The sequence below is a fragment of the Escherichia sp. Lx600-2 genome, from assembly GCF_036662595.1.
GTDB lineage: Bacteria > Pseudomonadota > Gammaproteobacteria > Enterobacterales > Enterobacteriaceae > Escherichia > Escherichia coli.
In genome coordinates this window covers 1-11,088 of record NZ_JAYQWM010000099.1, presented here as the reverse complement: position 1 = coordinate 11,088, position 11,088 = coordinate 1, and the positions used below count along the sequence as shown (strand labels likewise).

The 11,088-nt window shown below is 44.9% G+C and carries 8 protein-coding genes and 1 pseudogene; 6 read left to right on the top strand and 3 right to left on the bottom strand.

Annotated elements, in window-relative coordinates:
- From OQV04_RS21235 to OQV04_RS21210, 6 genes and pseudogenes are all read left to right on the top strand, one after another.
- Positions 1-102: pseudogene (locus tag OQV04_RS21235) on the top strand (DUF2877 domain-containing protein); the annotation flags it as partial.
- The gene (fdrA, locus tag OQV04_RS21230; protein WP_129466920.1) at positions 92-1,642 is read left to right on the top strand and encodes an acyl-CoA synthetase FdrA; all 1,551 of its coding nucleotides are present in this window, start codon (positions 92-94) and stop codon (positions 1,640-1,642) included. The pseudogene OQV04_RS21235 and the gene fdrA, both read left to right, overlap by 11 nt.
- Positions 1,639-3,057 carry a DUF1116 domain-containing protein gene (locus OQV04_RS21225; protein ID WP_332642837.1) on the top strand — a complete coding sequence of 473 codons (1,419 nt, stop codon included), beginning with the start codon at positions 1,639-1,641 and terminating at the stop codon, positions 3,055-3,057. The genes fdrA and OQV04_RS21225 overlap by 4 nt, the downstream gene beginning before the upstream one ends.
- 265 nt (positions 3,058-3,322) lie before the next feature.
- Complete coding sequence (locus OQV04_RS21220) at positions 3,323-4,885, top strand: xanthine permease (RefSeq protein ID WP_332642834.1); 1,563 nt, start codon at positions 3,323-3,325, stop codon at positions 4,883-4,885.
- A gap of 76 nt (positions 4,886-4,961) precedes the next feature.
- Positions 4,962-5,912, top strand: a complete 951-nt coding sequence (locus tag OQV04_RS21215) for a carbamate kinase family protein (RefSeq protein ID WP_042843364.1) — start codon at positions 4,962-4,964, stop codon at positions 5,910-5,912.
- A gap of 153 nt (positions 5,913-6,065) precedes the next feature.
- A complete protein-coding gene (locus OQV04_RS21210) occupies positions 6,066-7,454 on the top strand; it encodes an amidohydrolase family protein (protein WP_210831666.1) in 1,389 nt (462 codons plus the stop codon).
- Between the two features lie 37 nt (positions 7,455-7,491).
- Here the strand turns inward: OQV04_RS21210 and OQV04_RS21205 are convergent, their stop codons facing one another.
- The 3 genes from OQV04_RS21205 to OQV04_RS21195 all read right to left on the bottom strand — a co-directional run bounded on the left by OQV04_RS21205 (position 7,492) and on the right by OQV04_RS21195 (position 10,970).
- Positions 7,492-8,478: a nucleoside hydrolase gene (locus OQV04_RS21205; protein WP_042843362.1), complete on the bottom strand. Its 987-nt coding sequence runs from the start codon at positions 8,476-8,478 to the stop codon at positions 7,492-7,494.
- A gap of 24 nt (positions 8,479-8,502) precedes the next feature.
- The gene (locus OQV04_RS21200) at positions 8,503-9,504 is read right to left on the bottom strand and encodes a LacI family DNA-binding transcriptional regulator (protein WP_094301194.1); all 1,002 of its coding nucleotides are present in this window, start codon (positions 9,502-9,504) and stop codon (positions 8,503-8,505) included.
- Positions 9,505-9,584: 80 nt separating this feature from the next.
- Complete coding sequence (locus tag OQV04_RS21195; RefSeq protein ID WP_042843359.1) at positions 9,585-10,970, bottom strand: MFS transporter; 1,386 nt, start codon at positions 10,968-10,970, stop codon at positions 9,585-9,587.
- Positions 10,971-11,088: the final 118 nt, after the last annotated feature.

The window sequence follows — 11,088 nt, the reverse complement described above, 5'->3', positions numbered from 1 at the left end:
GAGATTTTAAATATCGGGTCAAGTTCTGGCAGCGACATGCTATTTGGCTTACGTGATGCCCTGTATCTCACCCATTATTTCGGAGAAAACTATGTCGACTAAAGTTGTCATAAAAAAGAATACTTATTTTGATTCCGTGTCACTGATGTCTATTTCAACAAAGGCCAATCAACTTGATAATGTTGAACAAGCCTTTGTTGCGATGGCAACAGAAATGAATAAAGGCGTACTCAGAAATTTAGGGCTATTAACCCCTGAATTGGAAGAGGCTAAAAATGGCGATTTAATGATTGTCATTAAAGGGCCAAGCGATGATGCTAACGATGCCACATTAATTGCCATTGAAGACTTATTTAATAAAAAAAACCAAGGTGGTGGCCAACACGAAGCCAAATATGCCACGGTTAATTCTGCGAAAACCCACATCCCCGATGCTAACCTTGCGGTAATCTCTGTGAATGGCCAATTTGCCGCCCGTGAAGCCCGCATTGCATTAGAAAACGACCTCAACGTGATGTTATTTTCTGACAACGTTTCAATTGAAGATGAATTAGCACTCAAACAACTCGCTAGCAAGAAAGGTCTACTCATGATGGGCCCAGACTGCGGAACCGCAATTATCAATGGCACTGCATTGTGTTTTGGTAATAGCGTGCGCCGTGGCAGCATTGGGATCATCGGTGCATCCGGTACTGGCAGCCAAGAGCTTAGCGTTCGTATTCATGAATTTGGTGCAGGTGTTTCTCAACTAATTGGTACCGGTGGCCGCGATTTAAGTGAGAAAATTGGCGGGATCATGATGATTGATGCCCTAAAGATGTTAGATGCCGATGATGAAACCCAAGTTATTGCCCTCATTTCTAAGCCACCAGCCGCCGCTGTTGCAAAGAAAGTACTAGAACAAGCTGAAAAATGCCACAAACCAGTCGTTGTTTGTTTCTTAGGTAGCCAGCCTCTACCAGAAGATAAACCTGGGCTAACGTTTGCACAAAGCACCAAAGAGGCGGCACTAAAAGCAGTGCTATTAACGGGTATTCGTAAAGAAGATTTAGATTTACATTCTCTAAACTGGCCTTTAATTGAAGAAGTCAGAGCGAAGCTCAAACCTGAGCAAAAATATATTCGTGGCTTATTCTGTGGCGGAACGCTATGCGATGAAGCGATGTTTGCCGCTTTGGAAAAATACGATGATGTTTACAGCAATATTCAACCAAACCCTGACTACCGCCTGAAAGACTTAAATCAAAGTATCGCTCACACTTTCCTCGACTTTGGTGATGATGATTTCACTAATGGTAAACCTCACCCAATGATCGACCCGACCAACCGTATCGAACGCTTATTACAAGAAGCTCGCGACCCTGAGGTCGGCGTGATTATGATGGACTTTGTTTTAGGCTTCGGTTCTCACGAAGACCCCGTTGGCGTCATGATTGATGCTATCAAAGAAGCTAAAAACATCGCTAAACAAGATGGTCGTGAACTTGAAATTTTAGGCTATGTACTCGGTACGGACCAAGATACTCCATCCATGGATGCACAAGTCAAAATGCTGACAGATGCAGGGGTCATCTGGGCAAGTAGCAGCACCAATACGGGTTTATTAGGACGTGAGTTTGTGTGGAAAGGGGAGAACGCATAATGACTTCATTATTTAAACAACCGCTAAATGTTATCAACGTTGGCATCGAGATGTTCAGTGATGACCTGAAAAAACAACATGTTCCAGTCACTCACCTAAACTGGACGCCTCCAGGACAAGGGAACGTGGCAGTGATCCGCGCCCTCGACCAAATTGAAGGTAATGCGGCATTACAAGAAAAAATTGCAGCGGCTAACGCACAAGCCCTTGAGCGCATTATTCAATCCCAACCAGTATTAGTTGGCTATGACCAAGCGATTAATGTGGTACCGGGCATGACTAAAAACACCATCCTACACGCCGGTCCACCCGTTGCTTGGAAAGACATGTGTGGAGCTATGAAAGGGGCAGTTACTGGTGCGCTGGTCTTTGAAGGGCTCGCGAAAGATTTAGCCGATGCAGAGCGCGTAGCGGCATCTGGTGAGGTTATTTTCTCCCCTTGCCATGAACACGACTGTGTTGGGTCAATGGCTGGGGTAACGTCTGCATCTATGTTTATGCATATCGTTGAAAACAAAACCTATGGCAACCGCGCATTCACCAACCTCAGTGAACAAATGGCGAAAATCCTACGCATGGGTGCCAATGACCAAAGCGTTATTGACCGTTTAAATTGGATGCGTGATGTATTAGGGCCAATGCTACGCGACGCAATGAAAATTGTAGGTGAAATTGACCTGCGTTTAATGCTAGCCCAAGCCTTACACATGGGGGATGAGTGCCATAACCGTAATAACGCTGGTACCACCTTACTGATCCAAGCATTAACGACAGGAATTATTCAAACTGATTTCTCTGTCGCACAACAAAAAGAAGTGTTTGATTTTGTGGCAAGTAGTGATTACTTCTCCGGCCCAACTTGGATGGCAATGTGTAAAGCGTCAATGGATGCAGCACATGGTATTGAATACAGTACCGTTGTCACCACCATGGCTCGTAATGGTTATGAATTTGGTTTACGTATCAGCGGATTACCGGGTCAGTGGTTTACAGGGCCTTCACAGCAAGTTATTGGCCCAATGTTTGCAGGTTATAAGCCTGAGGATTCTGGCTTAGATATTGGTGACTCGGCAATCACAGAAACCTACGGTATTGGGGGCTTTGCAATGGCAACCGCACCTGCCATCGTTGCGCTGGTTGGTGGTACGGTAGAAGAGGCGGTAGATTTCTCACGTCAAATGCGCGAAATCACACTCGGTGAAAACCCGAATGTGACTATCCCATTACTCGGCTTTATGGGTATCCCGACAGCCATCGATATTACCAAAGTTTCAGCCAGCGGTATTTTACCTGTTATCAACACAGCAATTGCCCACAAAGATGCAGGTATCGGTATGATTGGAGCAGGTATTGTTCACCCGCCATTTGATTGCTTTGAAAAAGCCATGTTGGCCTACGCACAGAAATATGCTTAGTTTTCAATCATAAAAAAAGACGCCCAACTTCGGTTGGGCAATAAAAATAAAACAAATACCCTGAATATTCAGCAACACAGATAAACTGCAACTTTGAATATCATGATATACACCCTCTAGCGTGTATACCCTAAATAATTTGAGTTGCAGCAAGGCGGCAAACGAAGATATCCCAAGGAGCATACTCATGTATGTGACTTAGATAGCTAAGAGCAGCCAACACAGCTGTGGCTCAAAGTATGACGGGTATACAGGGGAATACTATATGAGTATATTTAATATAAAGTGGAAACGTGGGGACTTGGCTGCCTATTTTGGCTTAATGACCAATAACTTAACTAACCTACTCACCATGATGGGCTTATTAATTTTCGTTGTTGGTATCCCATCTGAACTTGTTTATGGTCGCATTGCACCCGCTTTTGGTCTCGCCGTTTTACTTGCCAGTATTAGCTATGCTTACTTTGGCCAGCAAATGATCAAACAAACAGGGCGCAGCGATGTAACCGCTCTGCCATCAGGGCCAAGTGCACCTTCTATCTTCACCGTGACCTTCTTAGTCATTATGCCGGTGTACCAAACCACGCAGAATGCTGAGTTTGCTATCCAAATCGCATTGGTTTGGTGTTTCGTTGAATCAATGATCCTCGTTGGTGGCTCATTCTTAGGCGAAACTATCCGTAAAATGATCCCTCGTACGGTGCTGTTATCTTGTCTTTCTGGGCTTGGGCTATTATTGCTAGCAATGAACCCAATGCTGCAAGCCTTTGAAGCACCAACCGTTTCATTTATTGTTTTATTATTAATTTTCATTAACTGGTTTGGTAAAAAGCCTATCTTTGCACGTATTCCTACCGGTTTATTATTGCTTATCGCGGGAACAGTACTTGCGTGGGCTTCTGGGCTGCAAAGTGCAGAGGCAATAAAAGACTCTATGGCGTCATTCGGCTTTAACCCTCCAGGGATTCATATTGACAGCTTCTTCCAAGGCTTACCGCATGCACTTCCATATTTAGCTTCTGCGGTACCATTGGGCTTAGCAAACTATATCTTTGACCTTGAAAACATTGAAAGTGCTCACGCTGCAGGTGATGAATACAATACCCGTAAGGTTATGTTAGCTAACGGCTTATCTTCAACTGTTGGCTGCTTCATGGGTAACCCATTCCCAGTCACTGTTTATGTTGGGCATGCTGGCTGGAAAGCAATGGGGGCCAGTGTTGGTTATACGCTAGCATCAGGTATCACCATGTTTATTGTCCCATTGTTTGGTATCGGTGCATTCATGCTCGCTATCATTCCAATGACAGCTATCGTACCAATATTGGTGTTTATCGGTGTTGTCACTGCCAACCAAGTGGTACGAGAAACACCGAAGATTGAAGTGCCTGTTATCTTTATCTGTCTATTCCCATGGATTGCTAACTGGGCGCTCACTATGGTCAACAGTGTGATGGGGGCCGCAGGGACGTCAGCAAGTGCAATAGGCGTTGAAACATTACTACACAAAGGTGTTTATTATCAAGGTATTGTACACTTAGGTAACGGTGCGCCATTGGCAAGTATGCTATGGGGTTGTATCGCTATCTTCGCTATCCTCAACCAACCACTACGTGGGGCAATTGCTGCGGCAGCTGGCGCAATATTAGTATTCTTTGGAATTATTCACTCCCCAGCAGTAGGAATTGCAACCGGTTCAACCTTGATGTTTGTTTACGCTTACCTCATGATGGCAGCTTTATTTGTACTCAAATATTTTTTAGATAGCCGTAAATCGGTGGAAGAACAACAAGCTGAACAATCTGAGAAACTCAGTAAGTCAGTGTAATCAAACCAACCTTTTATAGCCGGTGTCTACAGTACACCGGCTGTGAGCTAAATCTCTGTATCAGGAAACATTAACAATGAAAGAACTCGTGGTTGTTGCCATCGGGGGCAACAGTATTATCAAAGATAACAACAGCCAGTCTATCGAAGCTCAAGAAAAAGCCGTTCAAGAAGTGGCACTGCATATTAGTGACATGCTTGAGGGCAACTACAACATTGTTTTGACCCATGGAAATGGACCCCAAGTTGGATTAGACCTACGCCGCGCTGAAATAGCCCATGAAACAGAAGGTTTGCCGTTAACCCCCCTTGCTAACTGCGTCGCTGATACTCAAGGTGGCATTGGCTATTTAGTTCAGCAGGCACTCACTAACGTGCTAGCGAAACGTCACAATCGCCAAGCTATTACAGTTGTTACACAAGTTGAAGTCGATAAGAACGACCCTAACTTTAGCGCCCCAACCAAGCCAATTGGTGCATTTTTTACAGAACAACAGGCTAAAGAATTACAACAAGCGAACCCGAGCTGGCATTTTGTCGAAGATTCCGGTCGAGGCTATCGCCGAGTAGTCGCATCTCCAGAACCAAAACGTGTGGTTGAATCAAAAGCGATCCGTACCTTAACGGAACATGACTACGTAGTGGTTGCAGCTGGAGGCGGTGGCATTCCTGTTATTCAAAATGGCGATGGTGGCTACCAAAGCGTTGATGCAGTGATAGATAAAGACCTCTCCACGACATTACTGGCGAAAGAATTAAATGCCGATATTTTGATTATTACTACCGGTGTCGAAAAAGTCTGCATTCACTTCGGTAAACCAGAGCAAAAAGCTCTTGGTGAAACGACCACTAGCGACATGCAACGCTATATGGAAGAAGGCCATTTCCCCGCAGGCAGTATGTTACCGAAAATCGAAGCGAGCCTGTCATTTATTGCCAATGGCGGTAAACGTGTGATTATCACCACACCAGAAAAACTACCGGAAGCCTTACGAGGTGAGACGGGAACCCATATCATCCAAGGGTAAGGGTTATTTACAACGTACCATTATTTTGGAACGCTAGAGTTTCTCGTTAATGTCTCAATATCACCCCCCAGATCGCAAAATAGCGATCTGGATGGTGAACTGCTGATCAAAAACTGGAAATTCGACTCTATTTCATGATCACAAGGAGTTTCTATGAAAGCAGACCAATCATCCGGCAGAAGAGAGTTCCTTTCCACTAGCGCCAAAGTCGCCGCTGCTTGTACCCTTTTTGGTACCGTATCAGGTATTGCATCCGCGCAAAATCAACCCACAATGTCATCCGATATTACTCGCATTACCGACAGCCATTATTACCTTGACGATGTATTACTCGAAACAGGCTTTAATTTCCGCGATACTACGGTGATTGGCACTAAAACCGCATTGCAAACGGTTGAAATCGATCAAGGTAAAATTGTCGCCATTTTACCGAATAAACAACATGCTAATCACCAGCTAAATGCTTATAACGCTCAAGGCAAATTGATGCTACCGGCGTTTCGCGATATGCATATCCACCTTGATAAAACCTTCTATGGCGGGCCATGGCAAGCGCCACAGTCACGTGAAGGTAAAACAATTATGGATATGATCACCCTAGAGCAGAAACTGTTACCTGAACTGCAACCCTTCACCGAAGAAAGAGCCAATGCGCTGATCACGTTGATCCAATCCCATGGATCAACTATTGCCAGAAGCCATTGTAATATCGAACCCGTTTCTGGGTTAAAAAATTTAGAAACCCTACAAAAAGTACTTAATGAACACCAACAAGATTTAACTTGTGAAATTGTCGCTTTCCCACAGCATGGGTTATTGTTGTCAAAATCAGAACCCTTAATGCGCGAAGCCATGCAAGCTGGCGCCCATTATGTGGGAGGCTTAGACCCCACTAACGTTGATGGGGCAATGGAAAAATCTCTCGATACGATGTTCCAAATCGCTCTCGATTATAATAAAGGCGTAGACATTCATTTACATGAAACCAGCCCTGCGGGTTTTGCTGCCATCGAGTATATGATCAAAACAGTGAATGAAAACCCAAGTTTGCGCGGTAAAGTAACGATTAGCCATGCCTTTGCTCTTGCAACACTGAGCCCAGAACAAGCCGAAAAAACCGCAAGGCAACTGGCGGAACAACAAATGACTATCGCCTCAACAGTACCGATAGGTACATTACATATGCCATTGAAAATATTAAATAATAATGGCGTATTTGTGATGACCGGAACAGACAGCGTTATCGACCATTGGTCACCGTTTGGGCTGGGTGATATGCTCGAAAAAGCCAACTTGTATGCTCAGTTGTATACTCGCCCAGATGAACTGGCACTGTCTCGCGCTTTAGCAATTGCGACAGGGAATATTTTGCCATTAGATACCAAAGGCCAGCAAATTTGGCCCACCAAAGGCGATGATGCTAGCTTTGTTCTCGTCGACGCATCTTGCTCAGCTGAGGCCGTTGCGCGAATTTCACCAAGGCATGCCTCTTTCCATAAAGGCAAACTCGCCTACGGCACAATGCAAAAATCGATAGCTTAATGTCAGTTCATTGAACTAGCGCCGAATGGCGCTAGCTTCAGGCTGGCTTTGCAGTATATCGGCTAACCGAGGCAAAAATTAAACCCAGTAAACCTTGATTATCTACAGTTTGTAATACTGTAATCGGTTTTGCCATTGGCTCAGGAATACCGACTCGTAAACGTAACGCATCATAATAATAGCTTTTTCCACGTAATGCCCCTTGCAGCTCAATACCCACTTGTTTTTTCTCGTAGGTTACTAGGCTTTTATCTAATAGCCATGCAACGGTTAACACATCGTGAACCCAACACCCCGCCAGCTGACGCGTAGCCCGCGAATAATCAATCCACGGGCGCATAGTATTAACAAGAAATTGGCTCAATGTGGATTGAAGTACAGAAAACTTATCGAGGTCACTCTGTACCATCTGTGTTTGTACCGTAACATCCATTGGCACTAAAGTAATATTGGCACCACTATTCAAAACCGCATGGGCCGCCTCTGGGTCTAGCCCAAAATTGGTATCTTTAATATAACCAGGGACATTAAATACCGCTCCCATAATAACAATTTCAGCCACTTTCTCTGCCATTTCAGGGAACAATTGCATGGCCATGGCGATATTGGTTAAAGGACCAATCGCAATAATAGTGACCTGATGCGGGTTCTGACACACCCGCTCACCAATACGCCACGCAGCTTCTGGTGCTGATTTAGGTAAAGCAGGCACAGGGGGAAGGTTATCCCACAAATAGTTAAGTTGCGCCCGCTGTGCGCCATTATCTAATAATTCGCGCCATGGTCCGCTAGCTTCAATTAGTGCCGATGACGCCCCGCGGTAAACAGGAATGTCCTCATTCAGCGAGTTGACTAAATGGCTGGCCACATTAAAACCAACCTCACTAGGCGTATTCCCTGAAACGGTTGTGATCATCTCTAGTTGAATTTCTGGCGCTGCTATCGCAAGTGCAAGAGCAAGCCCATCATCAACATTCGCGCCTGCAACGCCGTTTCCCGGGTCACAATCAATAATTACACGCATAAATTTCCCTGAAATAATACATTATCAGCACCCGCAGGAGTGCCCAATTTGTAGCTCAAAGTCCACCTCACAAATGGCTTCTTTATTTGGCCAGTTTTGTAGAATCTGTATCGCTTTTTCTGCTATTTTATCAACAGGTTGTCGAACAGTCGTGAGTGTAGGAACAGTATACTCCGATTGCACAGTACCATTAAAACACACCAGAGCAATGTCCTCTGGTACCCGCAGTTTTAGTTCAGCTAAGGCTTTCAAACAACCAAAAGCTTGTAACTCATTGGTTGCAAAAATGGCCTCAGGGAACCCTATTTTCTGCATTTGATAGATAGCTTGGTAACCCCAATCACGCGTATATTGCCCTGCAATAACCCATTTTTGCTGTATTTCAAGGTTGGCTTCTACCAAAGCGTTTTCCCAACCACTTAACCGGTCTTGGGTATTAAGCATTTCAATGGGCCCACAAATAATGCCAATATCTTTAAAACCATGCTCAATGAGATGGCGAGTGATTTTATAGGCTGCCAACTTTTCATTGACTTGAAGAGCACTGACACCTTCGGTAGGGTCGACCCTATCTAACATCACACAAGGGGTACCCGAAGATTGGATCAGGTCAATGTACGGATGACGGTCAACACTGGTATAAATCAACCCTTCGACTTGGCGTAAAAGTAGGTTGTTAATCAGTTCTTTTTCACGCACACGGGAATCCCCTGCATCCCCTAATAACAAGACATGACCATGCTTGAAAGCTTCACGTTGCAATGCATGTGCAATAGAAGCCAAAAAAGGGTTAGAGATATCAGGGATCACCAACCCATAGGTTTGTGTACTGCCAGACGCCAGTGCTTTAGCGATACCATTCGGGCGATACCCCGTTTTTTTTATCGCCGCTAACACCTTCTGTTTCGTCGCCTCAGCAACAGGACGGGGACCGTTATTAATCACATAACTGACCACTGCAACAGAAGTTCCGGCTTCGCGGGCAACATCTACCCGCGTCACTTTACGATAGTTCACATCAGGCACGCAGCAATTCCTTTTTCACTTACTATTATCTTACGAAAGAATAGCAGCCACTCTGGTTTTTATATACCACCTGCGTTCACTTATATTGCATCTTCTGGCAAGTTAAGGTCACGGCCTCGCGTTTCTGGTGCAAAAAATGTGGTAACTAGACCAATACATGCCATCCCCATAAAATAAATAGCAATTGGCCACCAATGCCCAGTCCAAGATAATAACGCTGAGGCGACAAGCGGTGCTGTTCCCCCCGACAAAATAGAACCAAGCTCCTTAGCAAAGGCCATTTTTGTATAGCGATTACGTACCCCAAATAGCTCTACACCCCATGCCGCTTGCACGCCAAAAATCCCCAGAGATGCTAACCCCATTCCAACAATAATCGTTGGGATCACAACCAGCGGTTCCCGTGAATCCAGTAGCATAAAGGCGGGGACTGCATACAACATTAACAATAAGCAGAACCAGCGGTAAATAATACGGCGACCAAATCGGTCAGATAACCAGCCGGCAAAAGGGATAATGGCAAAACCGAGGATCGAGGCAATTAAAACCGCAGTTGTCGGTACCGATTTATCCACCAACAATATTTTGGTGACATAACCAATAATAAAACCTTGGGCTAGGTAAGACGGCCCATTTTCGCCAATCCGTAAGCCAACCATGGTCCAAAATGCACGCGTTCTCTGCCAAAAGGTACGGTTATCAACAGGGTGACTTACAGCATCAGACGCCAACGCTTGGCGACGCTCCTCTGCCAGTTGGGCTTTTTGCCGTTCAAATACAGGGGTTTCACGCATATGTTGGCGAATAAATAACGCTGCCAGCGCGATCAAAATACTACCAAGGAACGGAATACGCCATCCCCATGACATGAGGCTTTCTTTATCTAACTGTAAGACTATCAACCAAATCATTGAAGCCAGTAATGTTCCGCTGTTTGAACCTAGGGCAATAATCGAAGAGACTAACCCACGCCGCTTGACCGGAGCGTACTCCCCGAGCATCACAGTTCCACCAGATAGCTCAGCCCCAGCGCCAAGTCCTTGAGCAAACCGTAAAATAACCAAACAAACCGGCGCCCAAACACCAATCTGCGCGTGACTTGGAATTGCGCCAATTAGGGTTGTAGATATCCCCATCAGTGCAATGGTAATCACCATCACCATTTTTCTACCATGTTTATCACCTAGCCAGCCGAAAAATAATGCACCGATTGGGCGAGCGATAAACCCAACAGAATACGCGGCAAAACTGGATAACAGTGCCATAACCGGCGTCGCATCAGGGAAGAAAACATCACCGAAAATAATACCTGCTGCTAAACCATAGAGAGCAAAATCGGCATATTCCATGGTTGTCCCTAACCAACAGGAAAAAATCGCTCGGCGAAAATCTTTTTTCCCTTCAGGCGTATTTAACCGCTCTTGTGCGGCTTGTTGGTTAGCCTCGGTATTTAAATGTGTTGCCATAGTCATAAACCCTTGGTATTGGCGCAAAGCCTATTTGTAAAATAATCTAACTGGTATTTTTATTTACTTAAAGGATAGTCTACGCGCGTAGAATTAAGCAAACGAGGGAATGTTATTT